Genomic DNA, 26550 nt, shown 5'->3' on the forward strand with positions numbered 1-26550 from the left:
CGTCATCCTCGGCCCTGTGCCGAGGATCTGATCACGTTGAATAAAATCAATCGGTTGCAGATCCTCGGGACAGGCCCGAGGATGACGTCGAGTGTGTAGAAGGCTCTGTCATCAACGAAGCCAACTATCTGGTATCCATCCCTACGCCGCCGGTTCATCGCCCGTTCAGTGCCGTTTTCTATCATCCGTTCAAATTCGAACGGACCCAGCACGGAGCAAAGCATCATGACCGACCACCAGCCTCTTCTTTCGCGCCGCAGTTTCGCCGGTCTCCTCGCGCTTGCCCCGCTTTTTGCGGCAGGCGGCGCGGCGGCCGCGCCGGCGAGCCTGCGTGGCAGCGTCTCCTATCGCGAACGCATTGCGCTACCGCCGGGTGCAACCGTGACGGTGCGGCTGATCGATGTCTCGCTGGCGGATGCGCCATCACAGACGATCGCCGAAACCACCATCCGCCCGCGCGGGCAGGTGCCGGTGCCCTTCGTGCTGCGTTATGACGACCGCGACATCAGGGGCCGCCGCTCCTATGCGCTGAGCGCGGAAATCCGCGACCGCGACAGGCTGCTCTTTACCACCACGCAGCGTTACTCCGTCCTGACCGGCGGCCGCGACGATACCGACCTCGTGCTGGAGCGCGTCGGCGCTGGTCCCGGCAGACCCGAGCCGGAAGCGGGTATCGACGGGCACTGGCTGGTGCAGGACATCCGCGGCGAGCGGGTTCGCGGCCGCCGCGAGGCGACGCTCGAAATTTCCCGCGAAGGCCGCGTTTCCGGCAATGTTGGCTGCAACGGCATCGGCGGCGAGGTAAAGATCAGCCGCAACCGTGTCGATTTCGGCCGCATGATTTCCACCCAGATGGCCTGCGCCCCGGATATCATGCGTCAGGAACGGCAGTTCATCGAGGCGCTGGAAGGCGCGCGTTCCTTCCGGCTGGAGCCGCGTCGCGGTACGCTGGAACTCATCGACGGTCGCGGCCGCCCGGCCATGCGCCTGCGCCGCGCCTGACCGCGAGCGCTCTGCCGGCAATTTACAGGCGCCGCCGTGCTGGCCATGGAACATTCCATGTCGCTTCCGGCACGGCGCGCGGCCCTTTCCCGCCCTAAGACTTTGGCTATGTCGCCTTGGCACTTTGCTCCGTTACCAAGCTGCGCTATGCAACACGCCGAACTGCGCCGTCTTGATACCGGCGCGACGTCTTTGAGGGAAAACGAATGACATCCTATGTTCTGACCGTAGCCTGCAAATCGACCCGCGGCATCGTCGCCGCGATTTCCGGTTATCTGGCGGAAAAAGGCTGCAACATCGTCGACAGTTCGCAGTTCGACGACCTCGAGACCGGCAAATTCTTCATGCGCGTCTCCTTCATTTCGGAAGAAGGCGCATCCCTTCAGGCCATCACCGAAGGCTTTCAGCCGGTGGCGGAAAAATTCGGCATGGCATCGGATATCTACCCCGATGGCCAGCGCATGAAGACGATGCTGATGGTGTCGCGTTTCGGCCATTGCCTCAACGACCTGCTCTACCGCTGGAAGATCGGCGCGCTGCCGATCGATATCGTCGGCGTTGTCTCCAACCATTTCGATTATCAGAAAGTGGTGGTCAATCACGACATTCCCTTCCACCACATCAAGGTGACGAAGGAGAACAAGCCGAAGGCCGAAGCCCAGCTGATGGACCTGATCGAGACCAGCGGCACGGAGTTGGTGGTGCTGGCCCGCTACATGCAGGTGCTTTCCGACGAGATGTGCCGCAAGATGTCTGGCAAGATCATCAATATCCACCACTCCTTCCTGCCGAGCTTCAAGGGCGCAAACCCCTACAAGCAGGCCTATGAGCGCGGCGTGAAGCTGATCGGCGCAACGGCGCATTACGTCACCGGCGATCTCGACGAAGGCCCGATCATCGAGCAGGACACCGTGCGCGTCACGCATGCGCAATCGGCCGAAGACTATGTCTCGCTCGGCCGCGATGTAGAAAGCCAGGTGCTGGCCCGCGCCATCCACGCCCATATCCACCACCGCACCTTCATCAACGGCAACCGCACCGTGGTCTTCCCGCCAAGCCCCGGCAGCTATGCGTCCGAGCGGATGGGGTGAAACGCCCGTCATTGACGGTATGACAACCATGGTTTACATTTGCCATGTTCACGATCCGGGAAACAAATGAGTTTGCCGATTGGCTTGCCGGCCTGCGCGACGTACAGGCGCGCGCCCGTATTGCACGGCGTATTTACCGGCTGGCAGATGGCAATCCCGGAGACGTGAAACCGGTTGGCGAAGGCGTCAGCGAACTCAGGATCGATCTTGGCCCCGGATATAGGGTCTATTTCGTCCGGCAAGGTGATGTCGTCATCATATTGCTCTGTGGCGGCGACAAGTCGTCCCAGTCCCGCGACATCGCCAAAGCCAGGAGAATGGCGAGAGCGCTCAAGGAGTAGTGAGACCATGCCACTTGCAACACGCGATTACGATGCTGCCCGCTACCTGGATAGTGACGAAGCGCTTGCGGCTTATATCGCGGATGCCACCGAGAGCGGCGACGCGCAGGAGCTTGCCCATGCTCTTGGCGTCGTGGCGCGAGCGAAGGGCATGACCGATCTTTCAAGACAAACCGGCCTTCCCCGCCAGACTTTGTACAAGGCACTGAGTGGAGAGGGAAATCCTGAATTGGCCACCATTGCCAAGGTGGCCGATGCGCTGGGCTACAAGCTCTCACTGGTGGCGAAATCGGCCGCGGAGACGGCTGCCTGACCAGCCGGCCCTGCTATACCGCTCTTTCCGGCCCTGAGAACACCACCCGCGCCTTCAACCCGCGCCCGCCCAGGCTATCTTCCAGCGTCAGCCGCCCGCCGAACAGACCGGCGATCTCCTCGATAATGGCAAGGCCGAGGCCGGCGCCGGGGGCGGCATTGGCTTCGCCGCGGGCGAAACGCTGACGCACCATGGCGCGTTTTTCCGGAGGAATGCCGGGGCCGTTATCCTCCACTTCCAGCCACACTGCACCCGCTGGCCCGCCGACGCGCACGGTGACTTCCGCCCCGCGTCCGGCATAATTGATGGCATTGGAAACGAGGTTGCCGATCAGCTCGCCGATCAAAAGCGGCTCGGCGAGGATAGTCGCCTCGCCCTCGCCCTCGAAACCGAGATCGATGCCGGCCTCTGCCGCGCGCGGCACGAAATCGGCCGTCACGTTCTGCGCAACGGCCACAAGATCGATCGCGGAAAAATCGTGTTTTTCGCTGGAGCCGGCGGCATCGATATTCGCCATGCGCAGCAGCTGGGCGAGTATGTGTTCGGCATGCGCCACCGAAGCACCACCCTTAAACGCCGCCGCCTGCGCCTCTTCAAGACTTGCGGCGCGGGCGGAAAGCGCAAGCTGGGTGCTGATGATGGCAAGCGGCGTGCGCAGCTGGTGGCTGGCATTGCCGGTGAAATGCCGGAGCGCATCGAGCGCCGATTGCAGCCGCACCATGAAGGAATTGACGGTCTCCACCAGATTTTCCACCTCCACCGGCACGGATTGACGGATGGGGTGCAGGTCGTTCGGGCTGCGCTCGGCGATCGCTTCGCTCAGCCGGTAAAGCGGCCTGAGCGAAATCGTCACCGCGATCCAGACGATGATCGCCGCCCCCACGATCATTAAAAGCAGGCGCAGCGCGGAGCGCAGGATGATGGCCTGCGCCAGCTGGCTGCGGGCAATCGTGGTTTCGGCGACTGTCACGGAAAAGGGCACGGAATTGATACCGGTGGAGGCAAACCGACGGATGGCGGCAATGCGGATCGGCTCGTCGCGGAACACCGCATCACGATAGGCGGGCGTATCGCCGGCCGTGTTTTCCACCGTCGGCAGGTTCTGGTAACCGGTAAGGAATTGCCCGTTCGGCCCATCGACCCGGTAAAACACCCGGTCTTGGGCGGCCGATGTCAGCATTTCCAGCGCGACATAGGGAATGTCGACCTCCAGCGAGCCGTCTTCGGCCACCACCACCCGCTCGGCAATGGCGAGCGCGGAACCGGAGAGTACCCGGTCGGAAACCACATTGGCGGTGTTGACCGCCTCGCGCCAGGTATCGGTCAGCGCAACGCAGCCGATGATGGCGGTGGAGATGAGAAGCCAGCCTAACAGACGCCGCCTGAGCGAATAGGCGGCCTGTCTCATTCCGCCATCTCCGGCAGCTTTTCGAGATAATAACCGATGCCGCGCGCGGTCTTCACCGTCAGCCCGTGGGGTGCAAGCCGCTTGCGCAGGCGGCTGACATATTGCTCGATGGCATTGGCGGAAATATCGTCGTCGAAGCCGGTCAGCGACTGCACGATCGCTTCCTTGGCGACCACCTTGCCCGCCCGCATGAACAGCACTTCAAGCAACGCCACCTCGCGTGCCGGAATATCGAGCGGACGCCCATCGGCCGAAAAGGTGCGCGATGTCAGATCGAACAGCACCTTGCCGAAACTGAGTGCCGAGGAGCGCAGGCCGGCATTGCGGCGCAAAAGCACCCGCACTCTTGCCTCGAATTCGGTGATGTCGAAGGGCTTGATCATGTAGTCGTCGGCACCGAGATCGAGCCCCTTGACCTTTTCTTCCGGCGTACCGCGCGCCGTCAGGATCAGCACCGCCGCCTTGTCCTGGCGCGAACGCATGGAACGCAGCACCTCGATACCGTCCATTTCCGGCAGGTTGAGATCGAGGATGACGAGGTCAAAGCTTTCAGCTGCAATCGCCGCATCGGCGGAAGCGCCGTCCGACACCACATCCACCGCATAACCGCTGCCACGCAGAAGGGCTGAAAGCCCTTCCGACAGCACCTGATTGTCCTCGACCAGCAAAATACGCAAAACTTTCCTCCCGCAGCATTGCCGAGCTTATCCAAGCCCTTGGCGCTTGTGAATGGCAAGCGCGTGCGGCATGATCTTTTCCATGCGTATCGCCGTTTTTCTCTGTCTCTGTCTTTGCATGGCCTCACCGGCGCTTGCACAAGTCGCCGTTTTCCCTGCCCCATCAGGCAAGGCGGATGCGGAAACGCTGGTGGTTTATTCCTCGCTGGACGAACCGCTGGCCACGCCGATGATCGAGGGTTTCCAGAAGGCCAATCCCGATATTGCCGTCCATTATGAGGATATGCTGACGGGCGAAATCTACGACCGGATCGTCAAGGAAACCGATGCGGGCAAAAAGACCGCCGATTTTGCCTTCTCATCCGCCATGGACCTGCAGGTGAAGCTCAGCAATGACGGTTATGCCCAGCGCTCAGACCTTGCCATGAGCGCCCGCTGGCCCGCCTGGGCAAACTGGCGCAACACGGCTTACGCGCTCACCTTCGAGCCAGCGGTCTTCGTTTATCACAAGCCGAGCTTCACCACCGAAAAACCACCCGCCACCCGCGCCGAATTTGTCGATTATCTTGAACGGCACGCGAAAGAGGTGCATGGCCGCATCGCCACCTATGATATCGAGCGCTCGGGCGTCGGTTTCCTGTTCATGTCGCGCGATCAGGAGCAGTTCGGCGATATATGGAGCGTCATCAAGGCCATGGGGGCGGCCGGCGTGAAGGTCTATTCCACCTCCTCGGCCATTCTGGAGCGCGTATCCGACGGCCGTTTCGTGCTGGGTTACAATATTCTCGGCTCCTATGCCGCAGACTGGGCCTCGCGCCACCCGGATGTCGGCATCGTGCTGCCGAAGGATTATACCGTGGTCATGTCGCGCATCGGATTGGTGCCGGAAGCCGCTGCCAATCCCGAACTTGGGCGCCGTTACCTCGAATTCTTCATGTCCAAGGAAGGCCAGACGATCATGGCCCGGCAGTTGCAGATCCCCGCTGTCAGCCCGGAAGTGGCGGGGGAAAACACCGCCAACACAATGCAGGCCATCCACGGCGCGCAATTGCGCCCAGTGCCCGTCAGCCCCGGCCTGATGGTCTATCTGGATCAGGTCAAGCGCAGCCGCCTGATCGAGCGGTGGAACGAGGCGTTGCGCTCGCAATAGTAGACGTTCGGCAGAAATTAATAGAGAGTAAATGAGCAAGGACTTGCATAGCGTCAGTTAGATGACAGCTTTTTGTGATGCTCTGTAATCCTTCTTCATTCCGTGGAGGCGGAAGAAGATGCGGGAGGAAATCTAGGACGATTGCCAGAGCCCCACGCTGAAACTTCAGCGCTGGCACGGCTGCGTCCTGAAATCCCCTTCCGCATAAACGAAAAACGACGCCCAAAAAGGGCATCCTGAGGAGGGTTTTCCAAGTGAAGCATTTTCTTATCGGCACATTTCTGGCAGGTGTGATCGCTCTTCCGGCGGTTGCGGCGGATTACACCATCATTGCCCCGGCCAATCCCGGCGGCGGCTGGGACCAGACCGCGCGCTCGCTGCAGACCGTGCTGCAGGAAGAAGGCATTTCCAAGAGCGTTCAGGTGCAGAACGTACCGGGCGCCGGCGGCACCATCGGTCTTGCGCAGTTCGCCAGCCAGCAGAAGGGCAACCCGAACGCCCTCATCGTCGGCGGCTACGTGATGGTCGGCGCGATCCTCACCAACAATGCGCCCGTGACGCTGAAGGAAGTGACGCCGATTGCCCGCCTGACCGGCGAATATGAAGCTATCGTCGTTCCGGCATCCTCGCCGCTGAAGACCATCGGCGATCTCGTTGACCAGCTGAAGAAGGACCCGGGCAGCGTTTCCTGGGGCGGCGGCTCTGCCGGCGGCACCGACCATATCGCCGTTGGCCTCATTGCCAAGGCGGCCGGCGTCGATCCGACCAAGATCAACTACATCGCCTATTCCGGCGGCGGCGAAGCCCTTGCCTCGATCCTCGGTTCGCAGGTTACGGCCGGCATTTCGAGCTACGGCGAATTCGAAAGCCAGGTCAAGGCCGGCACGCTGCGCCTGCTCGCCGTTTCCAGCGAAGAGAAGCTGGAAGGCGTCGATGCACCGACGCTGAAGGAAAGCGGCCTTGATGTCGTCGTCCAGAACTGGCGCATGGTCGCCGCTCCTCCCGGCCTGACGCCGGAACAGGAAAAGGCCGTCAATGCCGACATCGAGAAGCTGGTGAAATCCGCCAAGTGGCAGGAAACCCTGAAGACCAAGAGCTGGATGGACACCTATCTCGCCGGTGACGAATTCAAGGCGCAGCTCGCCAAGGACACCGACGCCACCGCCGCCATTCTCAAAGACATCGGACTGGTAAAATGAGCCAGGGTTCCAACCCTCTAGAGCATCAAAAGCGCCGCCCTGACTGGGCGGCGCTGGCGATCGCCGTCTTCCTCGTCCTCATTGCCAGCGTAATCTTCTGGGACAGCGCCCGTCTCGCCAGCGTCACCGGTTATTCGCCTGTTGGCCCGGCAACGGTGCCTTACGCCATTGGCTTCTGTCTTGTCGGCCTGGCGCTGTGGACAGCCGTCGAGGCCTGGCGCGGTGATTTTCCCGAACGCGACAGACAGGAAATCGCCCCCGTCATCTGGGTCGTCGCCGGCCTTGCCGCGCAGATGCTGCTGCTCAAGGTCGCCGGTTTCTCCATCGCCACCGGTCTCCTGTTCGCGTTTACGGCGCGCGCCTTCGGCAAACGCAAGCTCTGGTTCTCCATACCTGTTGGCATCGTGCTGAGTTTTGCCATCTGGGTCGTTTTCGCGCAGCTGCTGCAACTTTCGCTGCCCGCAGGACCTCTGGAACGGCTGTTTTTCTAACAGCCATTCCAGCCACTATTCGAGATCACAGGAACCGCCGGCGCGCGATGACGCATACGCCAGCCGTTCCGCCCGCCCTTCTGCTCGACTTGGGGGACATCTGCCCATGAGTACCTTTGAATTCCTGCTGCACGGTCTTGAGGTTGCCGCCCAACCCATGAACCTGCTTTATGCGCTGATCGGCGTGACGCTCGGCACCGCCGTCGGCGTTCTGCCCGGCATCGGCCCCGCCTTGACAGTCGCGCTGCTCCTGCCCGTCACCTACCGGCTCGACGCTGCCGGTTCACTCATCATGTTCGCCGGCATTTATTATGGCGGCATGTATGGCGGCTCAACCACCTCGATCCTGCTCAACACGCCGGGCGAAAGCGCCTCGATCGTGACGGCACTCGAAGGCAACAAGATGGCCCGCAAGGGCAGAGGCGGCCCGGCCCTTGCCACCGCCGCCATCGGCTCCTTCGTCGCCGGCCTCATCGCCACTATCGCGCTTGCCTTCGTCGCCCCCTACATCGTCAAGCTGGCGCTGGTGTTCGGCCCGCGCGAATATTTCGCGCTGATGGTGCTCGCCTTCGTCACCGTTTCCTCCGCCTTCGGGGATTCGGCGCTACGCGGCCTCACCTCGCTGTTCATCGGCTTTGCGCTTGCCATCGTCGGCATCGATCAGCTGACCGGCCAGACGCGCATGAGCTTCGGCATTCCCGACCTGCTCGACGGCGTGGAAGTGACGACGCTTGCGGTGGCCATGTTCGCCATCGGCGAAACGCTGTTCATCGTAGCACAGGGCAATAGTGGCGACGAAAAGGTGGAGGCCGTCAAAGGCTCGGTCTGGATGAGCGCGCAGGACTGGGCGCGTTCGTGGAAGCCCTGGCTGCGCGGCACCTTGATCGGCTTCCCCATCGGCGCCATGCCGGCGGGCGGCGCTGAAATCGGCACCTTCCTCTCCTATGCCACCGAAAAGAAGCTGACCAAATATCCGGAAGAATTCGGCCACGGCGCCATCGAAGGCGTCGCCGGCCCCGAAGCCGCCAACAATGCGTCCGCCGCCGGTACACTGGTGCCGCTCCTGACGCTCGGCCTGCCGACGACAGCGACCGCCGCCATCATGCTCGCCGGTTTCCAGCAGTTTGGGCTTCAGCCCGGCCCGTTGCTGTTCGCCACCAATCCGCAGCTCGTCTGGGGCCTGATCGCCAGCCTGTTCATCGCCAACCTGATGCTCCTGGTGCTCAACCTGCCACTCGTCGGCCTGTGGGTGAAGCTGCTGACCATTCCCAAGCCCTGGCTTTATGCCGGCATCCTGCTGTTTGCCACGCTCGGCACCATCGGCGCCAACCCGTCGGTGTTCGAACTCGGCATGCTGCTCGCCTTCGGTATCCTCGGCTACGTCATGCGCATCTTCGGTTATCCGATCGCGCCTGCGGTCGTCGGCCTCATCCTCGGCCCGCTTGCCGAACAGCAGCTGCGCCGCGCCCTTGCCATCGGCCAGGGCGACCCGACCGTGCTGCTCACCTCGCCGATTGCCGTTGGCCTCTTCATCGTGGCGGCCGCCGCCTTCATCGTCCCGCTGATCATGCGTATCCGCGGCCGCGGTGAAGTGCTGTCGCAGCTTGCCGCCAACGAGGACTGAGAAACCGGAAACCTCCCAAGGCAACTGGCCCCGTATCTCCGGATGCGGGGCTCTTTTTATTCACGCCAACGGGATGTGTGGGGCGGGCACGGCCATGATATGATTCCGCCCCAAACGCAGGAGAAAAACATGCGCACAATCGCGATCATGATGGTTCTGGCGCTCGCCGGCTGCACCACCGCCGCACCCGATGTGGAGCCCATCCCCGGCAGCATCACCTATGGCGGACAACCGCGAACCAAACTGACCAAGTCCCCCGTCGGCAGCACGCTCAGCAACGAATTCGTGATGGGTGACGGACGGTTGGCGATCGAGACTTACCGGGTGCAGCCAGACCGGTCGCTGAAGCTCGAGAGACGGGAAATCGTCGGCGACTGGCCGCAGGATTGAACGCCGTAGTCGCGTTGGTGTTTCCCAGCCGGTCGCGAAGGACGCACATCCTCTCGACGTCATCCTCGGCCCTGTGCCGAGGATCTAATCACGTCAACAAAATCAATCGGTTGCAGATCCTCGGGTCAAGCCCGAGGATGACGTCGGAGAAGGAGGTGAACTCATCACCCCTTTCCCGCTCACGGCAATTCAGAACCATTCTAAAACATATTTTTGATTTCCGCGAACCTTGCCAATAAAGCTGACAGCTAACATCAAGTTAACTTTGCGGGAAACGCTTCCGCCGGCTCAGAACCATATTGCAAGGGACATATCCGTGGCCATCAACTTCACCTTCCCCGTTCGGCTGCTGGCGGCAGCGGCCTTCAGCCTTGGCGCGATGACGGCGAGTGCCGAAGACATGACGATCAGGCACTCTCAGGGCGAAACGGTGCTGAAAGCGGCGCCGAAGAAGGTTCTGGTGCTGGATATTCCCTCGCTCGACAATCTCGATGCGCTGGGCGTCGAGCCCGCCGGTGTCGTCGGCTCCAACCTGCCGACCTATCTGCAGAAATACGCCGATGGCAAATATCTGAAGGTCGGCACGCTGTTTGAGCCCGATTACGAAGCGATCAATGCGGCTGAAGCCGATCTCATCATCGTCGGCGGCCGTTCGCGGGCGAAATATCCCGATGTCGCCAAGATCACGCCCGCCATCGACATGTCGATCGATTCCAAGGAGTTCATCAACAGCGTCAAAGGGAATATCACCAAGCTGGGCGATATCTTCGGCAAGCAGGAAGAGGCAAAGAAGCTCGACGCCTCGATCGATGAAAAAGTCGCCAGGTTGAAAGAGATCGCCCCGAATTCCGGCACGGCGATGATCCTCGTCACCAATGCCGGCAAGGTCGGTGTTTACGGCCCAAGTTCGCGCACCGGCTGGCTGCACACCGAGATCGGCTTCAAGCCGGTTGCCGAAGACATCGACGACCGTTTCGACCGAGGCGACGTCGTGTCCTTCGAATATCTGGCCGAGGTCAATCCCGAATGGCTGTTCGTGATCGACCGCGACGCCGGCATCGGCCGCGCGACGGACCCGGGCAAGGCGGCCGCGCAGGTGCTGGACAATGAACTGGTTCACCAGACCAATGCCTGGAAGAAAAAGCAGATCGTCTATCTCGATCCGCAGGCGGCCTATATCGTCAGCAGCGGTTACACGGCGCTCACCACCCTGCTCGATCAGGTCTATAACGGGGTTTCGGAGGAGAAGTCGTAGAAGGCATAGACCATCTTCTCCAAGGCTGCTCCATACGCGACGTCATCCTTGGGCTTGCCCAAGGATCTAAACACGCCAATCAAATCAGAACGTTGCAGATCCTCGGGACAGGCCCGAGGATGACGAGAGGAGGCCTTCGTCTCTTTCGGCAGCGTGACGGGCGGCCCGAAGCGCCAGCATTTTTTGAAACATCGCCAACGTGAAATCCCTACCCCTCATATCAGCCCTCCTTCTGGCTCTCGCGCTCGCCATCACCAGCCTGTTCGTGGGTGTGAGCAACGTTTCGCTCGCCACGCTCCTTGCGCCGAACACAAGCGCGGATGCGCTACGCGTTCTGCTCGTCAGCCGCATTCCGCGCACGCTGGCGCTGATCCTCGCCGGAAGCTCGATGGCGATTGCCGGTCTCATCATGCAGATGCTGGTGCGCAACCGCTTCGTGGAGCCTTCGACGGCGGGCACCACCGAATCCGCCGGCCTCGGCCTCCTCACCGTCACCCTGCTTGCGCCGGACACGCCGATCTTCGGCAAGATGCTGGTAGCCGCCGCCTTCGCGCTGGCAGGCACCGCGCTGTTCCTGCGTATCCTGCGAGAGGTGCCGCTGCGCGATGTACTGCTGGTGCCGCTGATCGGCATCATGCTCGGCGGCGTCATTGCCGCCGTCACCACCTTCTTCGCCTATCGTTTCGATCTGTTGCAATCGCTTGGCGCCTGGATGACGGGAGATTTTTCCGGGGTGCTGCGCGGCCGCTATGAATTGCTGTGGGTCGGTTTCCTCTTCGCCATCGCCGCCTATCTCGCCGCCGATCGTTTCACCGTGGCCGGCATGGGCCGTGATTTCACCACCAATCTCGGTCTGAACTATCGCCGGGTCATGGCGCTCGGCCTCACCATCGTTTCGCTGGTCAGCGCCGTCGTGGTGGTCACGGTCGGCATGATCCCCTTTCTCGGGCTGATCGTGCCAAACGTCGTCAGCCTGATGATCGGCGATAATATGCGCCGCTCCGTGCCCTGGGTGGCGACGCTTGGCGCCATCTTCGTCCTCTCCTGCGACATCATCGGCAGAACGGTGCGCGCACCCTACGAAATACCGATCGGAACCGTAGTCGGCGTCATCGGCAGCGCACTTTTCCTCTATCTCCTGCTGCGGAAACGCCACCATGCGTGAGAAACATCCCGAAAGGCGCGCAAAAACCGTTCTCCTCGTGCTTGCAGCATTCGCGCTCATCTCCATGGTCGCCTTCATGACGCTCGGCGCGAAGGGAAGCTGGAGCTTCGTGCTGCCCTTTCGCGGCATCAAGCTTCTGTCGCTCCTTCTGGTGGCCTATGCCATCGCCGTCTCCACCGTGCTGTTCCAGACGGTCACCAACAACCGCATCCTCACCCCTTCGGTGATGGGCTTCGATTCACTCTACGTGCTGATGCAGACCGGGCTGGTCTTCGTCTTCGGCTCCGCAACCGTTGTCATGATCGATCCACAGCTGAAGTTTCTCACCGAGACCGCCCTGCTCGTCGCTTTCTCGGCCCTGCTCTATCGCTGGCTTTTCGTCGGCGCGGAACGCAGCCTGCATCTTCTGGTGCTGGTCGGCATCGTCTTCGGCGTCTTTTTCCGCAGCCTGTCAGGCTTCATGCAGCGCGTGCTCGATCCGAACGAATATACGGTGCTGCAGGATGTGCTCTTCGCCAGCTTCAATTCCATCGATCCGACGCTTTTGACCATTTCCGCCATCATCATCGGCGTGGTGACCGTCATCGGGCTCAGGTTGCTGCATACGCTCGATGTTCTCTCGCTCGGCCGCGCCACGGCCATCAGCCTCGGCGTCGAATACAAGCGCACGGTCACCATCATCCTTGTGCTGGTCTCCGTGCTCGTCGCCGTCTCAACCGCGCTCGTCGGCCCGGTGATGTTCTTCGGCCTGCTGGTCGCCGCCCTTGCACATTATCTCACCGGCAACGGCAAACATGCCTATGTGCTGCCGGCGGCGATCCTCATCGCCATCATCTGCCTCGTCGGTGGCCAGGTGGTGCTGGAGCGCATCTTCGCCTTCGATACGGCACTTTCCATCATCATCGAATTTCTGGGCGGCATCGTCTTTATCGGTCTTATCTTGAAGCGGGGTGCGCGATGATCATCGCCAGTCAGATCAGCAAATCCTATGGCGATACCCTCGTCGTCGACGGCGTCTCCGTTTCCATTCCGGCAGGCGGCGTCACCTCCATCATCGGGCCAAACGGGGCGGGAAAATCGACGTTGCTCTCCATCGTCGCGCGGTTGATGTCCATGGACGCCGGAGCCGTGACGGTGGACGGGCTGGATGTCACGAAAACCCCTTCCGACACGCTGGCGAAGCGGCTTTCGATCCTAAGGCAGGACAACCACATTTCGTCGCGGTTGACAGTGCGCGATCTCGTCGGTTTCGGCCGTTACCCCTATTCGAAGGGCCGCCCCGCCATTGAGGACAAGGTCCATATCGACCGGGCGCTGGAATATCTGCATCTCGAAGCCCTCGCCGGCCGCTTTCTCGACGAGCTTTCCGGCGGCCAGCGCCAGCGCGCCTTCGTGGCCATGGTTCTGTGCCAGGATACGGATTACGTGCTGCTTGACGAGCCGCTCAACAATCTCGACATGAAACACGCTTCCGGCATGATGAAGATCATGCGCCGCGCCGCCGACGAGCTGAAGAAAACAGTGGTTCTGGTGCTGCACGACATCAACTTCGCCTCCTGGTATTCCGACACCATCATCGCCATGCGCGAAGGCCGCATCTGCCATCAGGGGCCGGCGGAGGGGATCATCCGCCCGGATATCCTTGAGGATATCTACGACATGCCGATCCGCGTCGAGGACATAGACGGCCGGCGCATCTGCCTGTTTTACGAATGACATGATGATTGCGCAGGATTTTTCTCACCGCTTTGCTTAGCATGGAACGGGGCCACAGGCCCGGACGTTAAACGACGGACTTTTCCAAAGCGGCATTCCGTCCGCAACTTCAGGAGACATCGATGAAGACGCACAAGACGAAGAACGACCTGCCTTCCAACGCCAAGTCGACCGTGATCGGCATTCTGAACGAATCCCTTGCCTCGGTGATCGATCTCGCGCTCATCACCAAGCAGGCGCACTGGAACCTGAAAGGTCCGCAATTCATCGCCGTCCACGAACTTCTCGACACCTTCCGCACCCAGCTCGACAATCACGGCGACACGATTGCCGAGCGTGTCGTGCAGCTTGGCGGCACGGCGCTCGGCAGCCTGCAGGCCGTTTCCTCGACGACGAAGCTCAAGGCCTATCCGACCGATATCTTCAAAATCCACGACCATCTCGATGCATTGATCGAGCGGTATGGCGACGTCGCGAACATGATCCGCAAAGCGATCGACGATTCCGACGAGGCAGGCGACCCGACAACGGCGGACATCTTCACCGCTGCCTCGCGCGATCTCGACAAGTCGTTGTGGTTCCTCGAAGCCCATGTACAGGAAAAGAGCTGAGCCGAAAGCATTCCAGCAGGCTCATCACAGCAAAGCGCCCGAGAGATTCGGGCGCTTTTTTAGTAAAGATGATGTCATCAATGGCGGCGCAGAACCGCAAGCCCTATGTCGCGCAACATCTCATGATCCAGAATGCCGCGCTGGGCGCTACGGATCAAAATTGCTGCACACTCATTGGCAACATGGCTGCTGCGATCCTGAAAGCACTCGAAACAAACACCATCGAAAATATTCTGCAGATCGGTGATTTGTTCTGGCGACAATTGCGCGCCGACTCTTTCAAAAGCTGCGTACGACAAGGCTCATCCTCCCGATGATGATATGCCAAGTATCGTTTCTTTTTTCGTGGGCATCAATTTTGTACACCCGAACGAATCACTTGTCGAATCAGATTTTAACCAAATGTAAACAGGTTATTTCCTGCACTATCGGCCGTCCGCGCGCCCTGTGCCTCGGGAATAAAGAACAGCCGAAACAACGCTTTCGCCCGCCCCTGCCTCCGTCTGGAACCGCATAGGGTACGCGTTTTCGAATAAACACGCGGCCGGGAGGATTTCCACCGAAACCGCAAAAGAACTGTTGCATTCCAAAAACGATTGAGCGATATAGCACCCGTCGCCGCTTCGGCGGCCCACGGTTCAGCGAACTACCCCGGACCGGTGGATTTGAGCGGGTGTAGCTCAGGGGTAGAGCACAACCTTGCCAAGGTTGGGGTCGAGGGTTCAAATCCCTTCGCCCGCTCCAGTTTCTTGTTGACACTGATTTTTTAACGCGCGCCGATTATTACCGCATAATTTTCATATATGAGCGATGAATCGCCCCTCTGGTTATACTGTATGCCAGCGAAGCCGCAAATCTGGATACGGCTGATGGTCTTGGCGACCTTGAATGAGTGGGCTTCACAAAATCAGCTGCGATGGAAAGAAAAATCAAACAGTAGAACGCTTGCCTAGACACCGCGTGGTTTAAGTGAGCGATACGAGCACAAAAAAGCCGGGCGGAAAACCGCCCGGCTTTGGGTCTGTCAGGCGAAAATAAAATTGTCAGTGGTGAGTTGCCACTTGCTTACCCCATCGAGCGACACTCCGTTGCTATCACCAAAATTGATCGTAATCTGGTTATCGGCCTCGGAGATATTGGCCATGATCTGCTCAAACGACGTTGCCAGCGGGATGCCTTGAATCTCGATAATATCCTCGGCGACATTGAAGTCGTAAATGACATCATTGCCTTCATTCGCGCTGAACACAAAAGCGTCCCTGCCCTCAAGGCCTGAGAGCATATCGTCCCCCTGCCCGCCGATGATGCGATCATCGGCACAATTGCCAGAAACTATGTCATCGCCGTTGCCGCCCGAAAGCGTGGTGCCATTGACCCCGGCGACAAGGACATCGTTGCCGGCATAGCCATATATAACGCCATCCCCGGCTTTGCCGTAGATGACGTCTTTTTTGGCTGTCCCCTCACGAACACCCTCATTCGCCACATCACTTACCGCGATAGTGATATTCTTGGTGAAAGTCGCGCCACCCGCATCCGTGACCATAATACCGAGTTCGTGCTCACTTTGAGTCTCATAATCCAGCATCGAACTTGTCTTCACCCGGATCGTATTACCGACCAGTTCGAACCGATCTGTCGCTCCCGCGACGAGCGAAAAGCTCATCGTATCATCCATGTCCGGGTCGATGCCCGCGAGCGTCGCAACGACAGTGCCGGCGCGGCTATTCTCGGCAATGGTCCCGCCCTTCACTAGGATATCGGTCGGCGGAGTATTCTGCGAACCCAGCAATGCTTCAAGAGTAAGGGTCCGGTCGGCGAACTGGAACAATTCGACTCCACTGACCTTGTCGTTACCATCCGGAGACCCCGACCGCCGATCACTCAGCATATAAGTCTGCGTGACGCCATCGAAAGTGAGGGAATAGTCACTTCTCTTGCCGCGGAACACCACAGTGTCGGTGCCAGCACCGCCGTGGAAGACGTTGGCATCGGCATCGCCGATGAAAAAGTCATTCGCGCTCGACCCTCGGATCACCTCGACGCTTCTGAACACATCACCTTCAGCGCCGCCGGCATGCACACCCGTCGTCAGGTTGACCATTATACCGATATGGCTCTCGGCATAACTGACGGTATCGACGCCGGCGCCGCCGATAAAGGTGTTCGCCCCGGCATCGCCGATAAACGTATCGTCATGCTCCGAACCAACGATCGCCTCGATGCTCTCGAAACTATCGCCTGCAGCATCGCCCGTGTGAGCACCCGTCGCGAGGTTGATGTTCACGCCTGTGGAAGAGCTGGCATAGCTGACAGCGTCGATACCGTCACCGCCGATCAGACGATCCGCCCCGCCACCGCCGATCAGCATGTCATTGCCCCTGCCGCCGATCAGGACGTTGTCGAGATTATTACCGGCGCCGATGAAGGCGCCGCTGCCGGTATAGGTGAGGTTCTCCAAGCCCGCGGACAGCGCATATATGTCGAGAGCAGTCTCCACCCTGTCGATCCCCGCACCGCTAACCTCGATGACCCGCACAGCTGAACGCTCAACAATGTAGACGTCGTCGCCGAGGCCGCCTTCGAGAAGGTGCCCCTCGGTCGCGGAAGACAGCCGGTCGTCAAAGTCCGAACCGATCACATGCTCAATTGCGATCAGCAGATCTTTCTCTGCGCCGCCGCAATTGATGCCAGACGTCAGGTCTATGCTTACAGCTGCGGACGCACCCGCATAGCTGACGGTGTCGATGCCATCGCCACCGTGAAAAATATTCGCCCCGGCATCGCCGATAAATGTATCGTCATGCGCCGAACCAACGATCACCTCGATGCTCTCGAAACTATCGTCTACAGCTTCGCCGGTGTGAACGCCCGTCGCAAGGTTGATGGTCACCGCTGTCGAGGCGCTGGCATAGCTGACGATGTCGATACCGTCACCGCCGATAAAGCGATCCGCCCCAGCACCTCCAACGAAGTAGTCCGCCCCGCCTAGGCCGATAAGCGTATCATTGCCCGCGCCGCCGATCAGGACGTTGTCCAGATCATTGCCAGTGCCAATAAAGGCATCTCTGCCGGTATAGGTCAGCCGTTCCAGACGCGCGCCCAGCGTCACGCCGGAGAGCGCCGTCTCCACCAGATCGATCCCTTCGTCCTCTCCTTCGATGATCTGAACATTGATATCGCCCAGGACATAGATGTCGTTGCCGCGCCCACCGGCCAACACATGGCCAGCCGTTGCGGAAGACAGCCGGTCGTCAAAGTCCGAGCCGGTCACATGCTCGATTGCGATCAGCAGGTCGTTCTCTGCGCCACCGCCATTGACGCCAGACGTCAGGTCGATGCTCACGGCTGCGGACGCACCCGCATAGCTGACGGTATCGATGCCATCGCCGCCGTGAAAGATGTTCGCCCCGGCATCGCCGATAAATGTATCGTCGTGCGACGAACCAACGATCACCTCGATGCTCTCGAAAATATCGCCTGTAGCATCGCCGGTGTGAACGCCCGTCGCGAGGTTGATATTCACCGCTGTCGAGGCACTGGCATAGCTAACGGTATCGACGCCATAGCCACCGATGAAAGTATTCGCACCGCTATTGCCGATGAAGGCGTCGCCAAAGCGCGTGCCTTCGATCACCTCGATGCTTTTGAAGATGTCGCCCGCCGCATCACCCGTGTGGATATTGGTGGTGAGGTTGATCGTGATTGCACTGTCGCTATCCCTATAGCTAACGACATCGATGCCATCGCCGCCATAGTAGATGTTAGCCTCCGCCCTGCCAAGGAACGTGTCGCTCCCAGCAGTACCAGCAATGCCACCATCCGCCTCATCACTGACCATGATGGTGATCGTCTTGATCAGGGTCGCACCAGCGGCATCCGTGACCGCCACGACAAGTTCATGCGAACGCGCAACCTCGTAATCGATATCCGCAGCCGCCTTCACCCTGATCTCTTTTCCGACCAGTTCGAAGCTGCCGGTCTCTCCGGAGACGAGGGCGAAGGTTGCCGTATCGCCGGGATCTGCATCGATGCTCACAAGCGTCGCGACGACCGTGCCTGCGGGACTGTTCTCGGCAACGGTGCCGCCCGTCACCAGAATATCCGTTGGTGCCCGGTTCTCTTCTCTCGGCTTCAGTGCCTCGCGGGAAAGAACATCATCTGCAAATTGGAACCGCTCGACCTCCATAATCCGGTCGCTGCCCTCCGGAGATCTGGAACGGAGATCTTTCACCGTATAGGCCTGTGTCAGAGAATTATAGCTAATGTCGTAATCGCCGCGCTTTCCCGTAAATACCGCCGTATCCGTGCCGTCGCCACCGATCAGCCGGTCATCTCCGGCACCGCCGTAAAGCGTGTCGGCGCCTACCCCGCCGGTGATGACGTTGTTCCCGGAATTCCCCACGAGAGAAGCGTCGCCACTGCCCGTGAATGTCAGACGCTCAACATTGGCAATACGCTCCATGCTATAATTGCGGAGTGTCGTTCTGATCTCGTCGTCACCGCCATTGGCGGACTCCATAACCGTGATGCCATTATTGCCAACGACATAGACATCGTCGCCAGTACCACCTTCCAGGACATGCAGATACGTCGAGGACGACAGCGTATCGGCAAAGTCAGAACCAACCACCCGCTCGAAACCAGTCAGCCGATCGCCCTCCGCATCGCCACCCGAAACGATCTGCGTCGTCAGATCGACACTCACCGCCGAAGACGACGTCGAATAATCGATTATATCGATATATTCCGAATTGTTATATTTACCCGTACCCGCATTGAAGGTATCAGCCCCCGCCGTGCCCGCGAAGGTATCGGCATATTGCGACCCCTGGATCACCTCAATGCTCTCGAACGTATCACCGGCGGCCTCGCCCTTGTGAACCCCCGTCTTCAGATTGATCGTCACCGCATACGAATAGGCCGCCGTATCCGTACCCTCGCCACCGATCAGCCGGTCATCTCCGGCACCGCCGTAAAGCGTGTCGGCGCCTACCCCGCCGGTGATGACGTTGTTCCCGGAATTCCCCACGAGAGAAGCGTCGCCACTGCCCGTGAATGTCAGGCGTTCGACATTGACAAAATAGTCCATGCTATAATTGTTGAGCGTCGTCCTGATCTCGTCGTCACCGCCATTGGCGGACTCCATAACCGTGATGCCATTATTGCCAACGACATAGACATCGTCGCCAGCACCACCTTCCAGGACGTGCAGATACGTCGACGACGACAGCGTGTCGGCAAAGTCGGAGCCCACCACCCGCTCGAAGCCGGTCAGCCGATCGCCCTCCGCATCGCCGCCGGAAACGATCTGCGTCGTCAGATCGACACTCACCGCCGAAGACGACGTCGAATAATCGATTATATCGATATATTCCGAATTGTTATATTTACCCGTACCCGCATTGAAGGTATCAGCCCCCGCCGTGCCTGCGAAGGTATCGGCATATTGCGACCCCTGGATAACCTCAATGCTCTCGAACGTATCGCCAGCAGCCCCACCCTTGTGAACCCCCGTCTTCAGATTGATCGTCACCGCATACGAATAGGCCGCCGTATCCGTACCCTCGCCACCGATCAGATGGTCGGCCCCTGCACCCCCGTAAAGCGTGTCGTTGCCTGCCCCGCCGGTGATGATGTTGCTCCGGGAATTCCCCACGAGAGAAGCGTCGCTACTGCCCGTGAACGTCAGGCGTTCGACATTGACAAGATAGTCCATACTATAATTGTTGAGCGTCGTCCTGATCTCGTCGTCACCGCCATTGGCGTACTCGATAACCGTGATGCCATTATTGCCAACGACATAGACATCGTCGCCAGCACCACCTTCCAGGACATGCAGATACGTCGACGACGACAGCGTGTCGGCAAAGTCGGAGCCCACCACCCGCTCGAAGCCGGTCAGCCGATCGCCCTCCGCATCGCCACCCCCGGAAACGGCCTGCGTCGTCAGATCGACACTCACCGCCGAAGACGACGTCGAATAATCGATTATATCGATATATTCCGAATTGTTATATTTACCCGTACCCGCATTGAAGGTATCGGCCCCCGCCGTGCCCACGAAGGTATCGGCATATTGCGAACCCTGGATAACCTCGATGCTTTCGAACGTATCGCCGGCAGCCTCACCCTTGTGAACCCCCGTCTTCAGATTGATCGTCACCGCAGTCGAATGGGTCGCCGTATCTATGCCCTCGCCGCCGATCAGCCGGTCGGCCCCGGCACCCCCGTAAAGCGTGTCGTTGCCTGCCCCGCCGGTGATGATGTTATTCCCGGAGTTCCCCACGAGAGAAGCGTCGCTACTGCCCGTGAACGTCAGGCGTTCGACATTGACAAGATAGTCCATACTATAATTGTTGAGCGTCGTCCTGATCTCGTCGTCACCGCCATTGGCGTACTCGATAACCGTGATGCCATTATTGCCAACGACATAGACATCGTCGCCCCCACCGCCTTCCAGGACATGCAGATACGTCGAGGACGACAGCGTATCGGCAAAGTCGGAACCCACCACCCGCTCGAAGCCGGTCAGCCGGTCTCCTTCCGCATCGCCGCCGGAAAAGACCTGTTTCGTGAGGTCGACCTTCACCGCCGAAGACGACGTCGAATAATCGATCGTGTCGATAGAACTGCCCGTACCCCCACTGAAGGTATCGGCACCCGTCGTCCCCACGAAGGTATCGGCATATTGCGAACCCTGGATCACCTCGATGCTCTCGAACGTATCGCCGTCAGCCTCGCCCGTGTGAACGCCCGTCTTCAGATTGACCGTCACCGCGGACGAATAGACCGCCGTATCCGTACCCTCGCCGCCGATCAGCCGGTCAGCCCCGGCCCCGCCGTAGAGCGTGTCGTCGCCGGCCGCGCCCTGGAGGACGTCATTTCCTGCAGCGCCACGAAGCATATCGTTGCCTGCTCCGCCGGTGATGGTGTTATTCCCGGAGTTCCCCACAAGACGAGCGTCGCCACTGCCCGTGAATGTCAGGCGTTCGATATTGACAAGATACTCCAAGCTATAGTTGTTGAGTGTCGTCCTGATTTCGTCCTCGCCGTCATAGGCAAGCTCGGTGACCGTAATATTATTGTCGCCCACGATATAGACATCATCACCCGCGCCGCCTATCAGAACATGCCGCTGCGTCGACGACGACAGCGTGTCGGCAAAGTCAGAACCCACCACCCGCTCGAAGCCGGTCAGCCGATCGCCTTCCGCATCGCCACCCGAAACGGCCTGCGTCGTCAGATCGACACGCACCGCCGAAGACGACGTCGAATAATCGATAGTGTCGATATAACTGTCTGTACCCGCGTTGAAGGTGTCGGCCCCCGCCGTCCCCACGAAGGTATCGGCATATTGCGAACCCTGGATAACCTCGATGCTTTCGAAGGTATCGCCGTCAGCCTCACCCTTGTGGACGCCCGTCTTCAGATTGACCGTCACCGCAGTCGTATAGGCTGCCGTATCGGTGCCTTCACCACCGATCAGATGGTCGGCTCCCACCCCGCCGTAAAGCGTGTCGTTGCCGGCCCCGCCATCAAGCGTATCGTTGCCGCCCAACCCATAAATCTCATCGTTATTCACCGTACCGACTAGAGTATCATCCGTTGATTTTCCGGTAATTATCGCCACATTAACATCCTCTAATTGAGATTTTAATAAAATTTTTGGATAAAAATAATATAAAATTTCATTTCAAGCGAAATACGATTATATTATTCTCCTATTAAATCAATTAATTCATGGTTTATACTAATAATTTTTATTAAATTTTTGAAAAAATATCATATTTTAATGAAGAGCAAAGAATTAATTTATTATAGATTTTATTTTTAAGTTCGCGGTCTCAGTTGTGGTGAAAGGAAATAAAGACGCCTACCGGACGTTGGAAGGCGAGATCGTTTTCACGTCCGTTAAGTGCGGGATGTATAATAATTCCGCTGCAAACCGCATCACGGCGGCAGTCAATTTAGAAAACAATTGTTTTAATCAATACGTTGGAATGGATTCGCACCTATTGGAAAACCCACAACCTTCTACCGAACAAAAATCCAGACGCCCTCATCCAGGAAGCGCACCTTGACAATTTCCAACCTTGACGTGACTCGACCCCGTGTCGCCGCTGCCTTGGGCGCGACCCGAGGTGCTTTTCTCTCCGTTGCTTTGCTCAGCGCTTTTACCAATTTACTGATGCTGACCGGCCCGCTGTATATGATGCAGATCTACGACCGCGTTCTTGCCAGCCGCAGCGTGCCGACGCTCGTCGCCCTGTCGGTACTTGCCGTCGCTCTTTATGTATTCCTCGGTATTCTCGAATTGATCCGGGCGAGGATCCTGTCGCGTATCGGTGAACGGATCGAAGAGCAGCTTGGCGGACCGACTTTCGATGCGGTGCTCGCGCTACCACTCAAAATGTCGAAGAAGGAGGTGGCCGCACAGCCGGTGCGGGACCTCGAGCAGATGCGGCAATTTATGAGCGGTCCGGGTCCGGTTGCCATTTGCGACATGCCCTGGCTGCCGCTTTATATCGGCATCCTGTTTTTGTTCCACGCCTATCTTGGCTGGCTGGCGATCGCCGGGGCTGCGGTCCTGGTCGTTATGACACTCTGCAGCGAAGCGGTGTTGCGTGACCCGGCCCGAAGAGTCTCGATGCTGTCATCGGCACGCGCCGAATTCGTCGAAGCCGGACGGCGCAATGCGGAGGCATTGCACGCCATGGGCATGAAGAGCGCCTATGCGCAAAAATGGTCACAAACCAATGCCGCCTATATTCACGAGCAGCGGCGCGCGAGCGATGCCACCGGCAGCTTCTCGACCTTTTCGAAAATATTCCGGCTGGCGCTGCAATCCGCGGTACTGGCGTTGGGCGCATGGCTTGCCATCCAGCAGCTGGCATCCCCCGGTGCGATGATCGCCGCCTCCATTCTCACCTCGCGGGCGCTTGCACCCATCGAGCAGGCGATAGGCCAATGGCGCGGCTTTGTTAATTTCCGGCAGGCCAAAGGTCGTCTCAGCCAGCTTCTGGACAAGATCGGTGCGGACAGGGAGAAAATGCCCCTGCCCACGCCTTCGAAATCAATTGCCGTCTTGGGTGTGTCGATTGCCGCTCCGGGTTCTCAAGCGCCGTCAGTTCGCGACGTAAACTTTTCGCTCGCGGCCGGACAGGGTCTTGGCATCATCGGTCCAAGCGGTTCTGGTAAATCAACACTTGTGCGCGCGCTTGTCGGCATCTGGCCACCTGCTCGTGGAAACGTGCGGTTGGACGGAGCCGAACTAGATCAATGGCATCCGGAAGCGCTTGGCCCTTCAATTGGCTATCTGCCGCAGGGCGTCGAGCTGTTCGACGGCACAATCGCTGATAACATCAGCCGGTTTTCCAACTCGGCTCAACCATCGGACATTATCGAGGCGGCGAAACTGGCGGATGTGCATAACTTCATCCTGTCGATGTCGGAGGGATATGACACAAGGATCGGCAATAGCGGCGCGGCGCTGTCGGCCGGGCAACGCCAGCGGATCGGCCTTGCCAGGGCACTGTTTGGAAAACCGTTCCTGATCGTTCTTGATGAGCCGAATGCCAGCCTCGATGCGGAAGGCGAACTGGCGCTGACGAATGCGATCACTATCGCGCGGCAAGGCGGCGCCATCGTGGTGATTGTCGCACATCGGCCGAATGCGCTTTCGGCGGTGGATAACGTTCTTGTCCTTGCCCAAGGCGCGATGGTCGCCTTTGGGCCACGCGACGAGGTGCTCCGCAAGACGACAATACGTGCTGTATCGGAAAAAGCATGAACACGACAAAACCAAGTCCGGCCAGCCGTTCCATTCGGCTTTATACGATCACAGGTGGGTGCACTCTTGCTCTCATGGTTTTTGGCGTTGGGGGCTGGGCTGCGACAGCCAATCTTTCGGGCGCGGTGATCGGCACTGGCACTGTCGTCGTCGATGGAAACGTCAAGCGTATCCAGCACCGGGAAGGCGGCATTGTCGGGGAAATCCGCGTGCCAAACGGTGCAGTCGTCAAGGCAGGTGACCTGCTCATTCGGCTTGACGCCACAGTGACGCGGGCCAATCTTGCCATCGTTGCAAAACAGATGGCTCAACTGGGTGCCAGAAGAATGCGGCTTGTGGCGGAGCGGGACGACGCCGGCAGGCTTGCGGTTCCGGCGCGTCTATCTAATGAAACAGATGAAGGGGACATTGCAGAGTATATCCCAGCGGAAACTTCGCTTTTCGCTGCCAGGAAACGCACCCTTGATGGCCAGAAAGCCCAGCTTGCACAGCGCATCGACCAGATACGACAGGAAAACGAAGGCTTGGTCGTTCGCAAGCGTGCCAAAGAGGAGGAACTGTCGTGGATCGGACAGGAACTCGTTCGCGTCAGAAGCCTCAATGAACAGCAACTGATCCAGTTCAACCGGTTGGCAGAATTGGAGCGGCTGCGGGCTCAACTCGATGGCGAGCGCGGCCAGCTGATCGCCGAGATCGCCAGAGCGGCAACACGCGTCACTGAAACCGAACTGCAAATCCTTCAGCTCGATCAGGACCGATTGGCGGAGGTTCTGACGGAATTTCGTGATGTCGACAACAAGCTTGCAGAGCTGTCGGAACAGAAGGTCACGGCGGAAGACCAGTTGAAACGTATCGATATCCGCTCGCCGCAGGATGGGATCGTACACGAACTTGCCGTCCACACCATTGGCGGCGTCATCACCGCCGGTGAAACCATGATGCAGATTGTGCCCACCAATGACCGGCTGGTGGCGGAAACAAAAATCCAGCCGGCCGATATCGATCAGATGCATGTCGGCCAACAGGCCACCCTGCGTTTTTCCGCTTTCAACCAGCGCACGACGCCAGAGGTCGCTGGGTACGTGAAGACGGTTGCCGCCGATCTCGTCAGCAATCCGCAAACGGGTGAAAGCTGGTACACAGCGCGCATTGAAATCAAGCCGGATGAACTGGCGAAACTCGGCAATCTCAGCCTGCTCGCCGGCATGCCGGTCGAAGCATACATCAAGACAAGCGAAAGAACGGCGCTATCCTATCTCGTCAAGCCGCTCGCGGACCAGGTAGAAAAGGCGATGCGAGAGGAGTGAAGGGATTGAGGCGACCCATGCGGTTTCTGCCGGCCACGAACATTCCGTCGCCCGCGTGCGCCTTCATCGTTTTCGTCGCCGAACGGGGCCGGCGGATGATCGCCTGCCTCACACCAGCCCGTGAACCAGCTTTGCCAGCCAGTCGACAAAAACGCGCACCTTGTTGGTCACATGCCGGGTCTGCGGATAGACCACATAGATCGGCATGGCTTCGCGCCGCCATTCCGAAAGCACCGGCACCAGTTCACCGCGCGAGAGCGCATCCCTCACCATGAAGACGGGAAGCTGCACGATGCCCATGCCGGCCAGCGCCGCATTGAGATAGGTGCGGCTGTCATTGACCGAGACGACGTAATTCGGGGTCAGTTCGACGCTGCGCACGCCATTGTCGAAGGAGGCCGGCATGATCTGGCCGGTGGTGGCATTGAGGTAGCCCACCGAATAGTGCTCCTTCTCCAGATCCTCCGGCTCGCGCGGCATGCCGAAATTTTCGATGTAGGATGGCGAGGCGAATGTCTCGAACCGGAGTTCGCCGACTTTACGGGCAATCAGCGACTGATCGCGCAGCACGCCCACGCGCAGCGCACAGTCGACATTCTCCGCGATATAGTCGACCAGACGGTCGCCAACGCCGAGATCGAGACGGATTTGCGGATAACGCTGGTAAAATTCGCAAAGATGTGGGATAACCACCAGGTCCGCGAAGACACCGGCCATTTCCACCCGCAACCGGCCGGATGGTTGCACCTGTGCGCTGGACATACTGCCATCCAACTCTTCGATTTCCGATAAAATCTGTGATGCCCGCTCATAATAGAGAGCGCCGTCCGTCGTCAGCATCACCCGCCGCGTGGTGCGGTTGAGAAGCGTGGTCTGCAAATGCGCCTCGAGCGCCTGCACCATGTTGGTGACAGTGGTTTTGGGCATGTTCAGCGCGGTGGCGGCGCGGCTGAAATTGCCTGTCTCGACGACGCGCGTAAAGACCCGCATGGCGGAAAGCTGATCCATATAGCTATT

Annotated in this window: 21 protein-coding genes and 1 tRNA gene; 18 read left to right on the top strand and 4 right to left on the bottom strand. The window is 59.3% G+C overall.

Annotated elements, in window-relative coordinates; genetic code table 11:
- The first annotated feature begins 225 nt into the window (after positions 1-225).
- The 4 genes from CFBP5499_RS11460 (at position 226) to CFBP5499_RS11480 (ending at position 2747) form a co-directional block, all read left to right on the top strand.
- Positions 226-1002, top strand: coding sequence for a YbaY family lipoprotein (locus CFBP5499_RS11460; protein ID WP_080824406.1), 777 nt, complete (start codon positions 226-228; stop codon positions 1000-1002).
- 206 nt (positions 1003-1208) lie between these two features.
- The gene (gene purU / locus CFBP5499_RS11470; protein ID WP_080824405.1) at positions 1209-2093 is read left to right on the top strand and encodes a formyltetrahydrofolate deformylase; all 885 of its coding nucleotides are present in this window, start codon (positions 1209-1211) and stop codon (positions 2091-2093) included.
- 44 nt (positions 2094-2137) lie between these two features.
- Complete coding sequence (locus tag CFBP5499_RS11475; protein ID WP_080824404.1) at positions 2138-2434, top strand: type II toxin-antitoxin system RelE/ParE family toxin; 297 nt, start codon at positions 2138-2140, stop codon at positions 2432-2434.
- Positions 2435-2441: 7 nt separating this feature from the next.
- Positions 2442-2747, top strand: coding sequence for an addiction module antidote protein (locus tag CFBP5499_RS11480; RefSeq protein ID WP_080824403.1), 306 nt, complete (start codon positions 2442-2444; stop codon positions 2745-2747).
- A 13-nt stretch (positions 2748-2760) separates the two neighbouring features.
- On the opposite strand, the gene CFBP5499_RS11485 is transcribed toward CFBP5499_RS11480, so the two are convergent.
- Complete coding sequence (locus CFBP5499_RS11485) at positions 2761-4155, bottom strand: sensor histidine kinase (RefSeq protein ID WP_080824402.1); 1395 nt, start codon at positions 4153-4155, stop codon at positions 2761-2763.
- The gene (locus tag CFBP5499_RS11490; protein WP_010972345.1) at positions 4152-4832 is read right to left on the bottom strand and encodes a response regulator; all 681 of its coding nucleotides are present in this window, start codon (positions 4830-4832) and stop codon (positions 4152-4154) included. Before CFBP5499_RS11490 ends, CFBP5499_RS11485 begins: the two co-directional genes overlap by 4 nt.
- A 70-nt stretch (positions 4833-4902) precedes the next feature.
- Between CFBP5499_RS11490 and CFBP5499_RS11495 the strand changes: the two genes are divergently transcribed.
- The 12 genes from CFBP5499_RS11495 (at position 4903) to CFBP5499_RS11550 (ending at position 15177) form a co-directional block, all read left to right on the top strand.
- Positions 4903-5982 (top strand): ABC transporter substrate-binding protein, encoded by a 1080-nt coding sequence (locus CFBP5499_RS11495; RefSeq protein WP_080824401.1) that lies wholly within the window; start codon positions 4903-4905, stop codon positions 5980-5982.
- A 254-nt stretch (positions 5983-6236) separates the two neighbouring features.
- Positions 6237-7181 (top strand): Bug family tripartite tricarboxylate transporter substrate binding protein, encoded by a 945-nt coding sequence (locus CFBP5499_RS11500; RefSeq protein ID WP_020809150.1) that lies wholly within the window; start codon positions 6237-6239, stop codon positions 7179-7181.
- On the top strand, positions 7178-7672 hold the full coding sequence (locus CFBP5499_RS11505; RefSeq protein ID WP_080824400.1) for a tripartite tricarboxylate transporter TctB family protein: 495 nt from the start codon (positions 7178-7180) through the stop codon (positions 7670-7672). The genes CFBP5499_RS11500 and CFBP5499_RS11505 overlap by 4 nt, the downstream gene beginning before the upstream one ends.
- A 106-nt stretch (positions 7673-7778) precedes the next feature.
- Positions 7779-9296 carry a tripartite tricarboxylate transporter permease gene (locus CFBP5499_RS11510; protein WP_080824399.1) on the top strand — a complete coding sequence of 506 codons (1518 nt, stop codon included), beginning with the start codon at positions 7779-7781 and terminating at the stop codon, positions 9294-9296.
- 129 nt (positions 9297-9425) lie between these two features.
- Entirely contained in the window at positions 9426-9686 is a 261-nt protein-coding gene (locus CFBP5499_RS30025) for a hypothetical protein (protein ID WP_173987568.1), read from the top strand.
- A 316-nt stretch (positions 9687-10002) separates the two neighbouring features.
- Positions 10003-10941, top strand: a complete 939-nt coding sequence (locus tag CFBP5499_RS11520) for a siderophore ABC transporter substrate-binding protein (RefSeq protein WP_080827220.1) — start codon at positions 10003-10005, stop codon at positions 10939-10941.
- Positions 10942-11140: 199 nt separating this feature from the next.
- Positions 11141-12106 carry an ABC transporter permease gene (locus CFBP5499_RS11525; RefSeq protein WP_175416696.1) on the top strand — a complete coding sequence of 322 codons (966 nt, stop codon included), beginning with the start codon at positions 11141-11143 and terminating at the stop codon, positions 12104-12106.
- Positions 12099-13067 (top strand): iron chelate uptake ABC transporter family permease subunit, encoded by a 969-nt coding sequence (locus CFBP5499_RS11530; protein ID WP_080824397.1) that lies wholly within the window; start codon positions 12099-12101, stop codon positions 13065-13067. Before CFBP5499_RS11525 ends, CFBP5499_RS11530 begins: the two co-directional genes overlap by 8 nt.
- Positions 13064-13822: an ABC transporter ATP-binding protein gene (locus tag CFBP5499_RS11535; protein ID WP_080824396.1), complete on the top strand. Its 759-nt coding sequence runs from the start codon at positions 13064-13066 to the stop codon at positions 13820-13822. The genes CFBP5499_RS11530 and CFBP5499_RS11535 overlap by 4 nt, the downstream gene beginning before the upstream one ends.
- A 122-nt stretch (positions 13823-13944) precedes the next feature.
- Positions 13945-14433 carry a DNA starvation/stationary phase protection protein Dps gene (gene dps, locus CFBP5499_RS11540; protein WP_080824395.1) on the top strand — a complete coding sequence of 163 codons (489 nt, stop codon included), beginning with the start codon at positions 13945-13947 and terminating at the stop codon, positions 14431-14433.
- Positions 14434-14513: 80 nt separating this feature from the next.
- Positions 14514-14750, top strand: coding sequence for a hypothetical protein (locus tag CFBP5499_RS11545; RefSeq protein WP_175416697.1), 237 nt, complete (start codon positions 14514-14516; stop codon positions 14748-14750).
- Between the two features lie 352 nt (positions 14751-15102).
- Positions 15103-15177 (top strand) — tRNA-Gly (locus CFBP5499_RS11550).
- Between the two features lie 280 nt (positions 15178-15457).
- Here the strand turns inward: CFBP5499_RS11550 and CFBP5499_RS30475 are convergent.
- Entirely contained in the window at positions 15458-22066 is a 6609-nt protein-coding gene (locus CFBP5499_RS30475; protein WP_137066285.1) for a cadherin domain-containing protein, read from the bottom strand.
- A 447-nt stretch (positions 22067-22513) separates the two neighbouring features.
- On the opposite strand from CFBP5499_RS30475, the gene CFBP5499_RS11560 reads away from it, so the two are divergent.
- Together CFBP5499_RS11560 and CFBP5499_RS11565 are read left to right on the top strand one after the other, a co-directional pair.
- Positions 22514-24226 (top strand): type I secretion system permease/ATPase, encoded by a 1713-nt coding sequence (locus tag CFBP5499_RS11560; RefSeq protein ID WP_233284150.1) that lies wholly within the window; start codon positions 22514-22516, stop codon positions 24224-24226.
- Positions 24223-25533: an HlyD family type I secretion periplasmic adaptor subunit gene (locus tag CFBP5499_RS11565; RefSeq protein WP_175416698.1), complete on the top strand. Its 1311-nt coding sequence runs from the start codon at positions 24223-24225 to the stop codon at positions 25531-25533. The genes CFBP5499_RS11560 and CFBP5499_RS11565 overlap by 4 nt, the downstream gene beginning before the upstream one ends.
- A 108-nt stretch (positions 25534-25641) precedes the next feature.
- Here the strand turns inward: CFBP5499_RS11565 and CFBP5499_RS11570 are convergent, their stop codons facing one another.
- Positions 25642-26541: a LysR family transcriptional regulator gene (locus CFBP5499_RS11570; RefSeq protein WP_006312100.1), complete on the bottom strand. Its 900-nt coding sequence runs from the start codon at positions 26539-26541 to the stop codon at positions 25642-25644.
- Between the last annotated feature and the right edge of the window lie 9 nt (positions 26542-26550).

Source organism: Agrobacterium tumefaciens, from assembly GCF_005221325.1.
Classification (GTDB): Bacteria; Pseudomonadota; Alphaproteobacteria; order Rhizobiales; family Rhizobiaceae; genus Agrobacterium.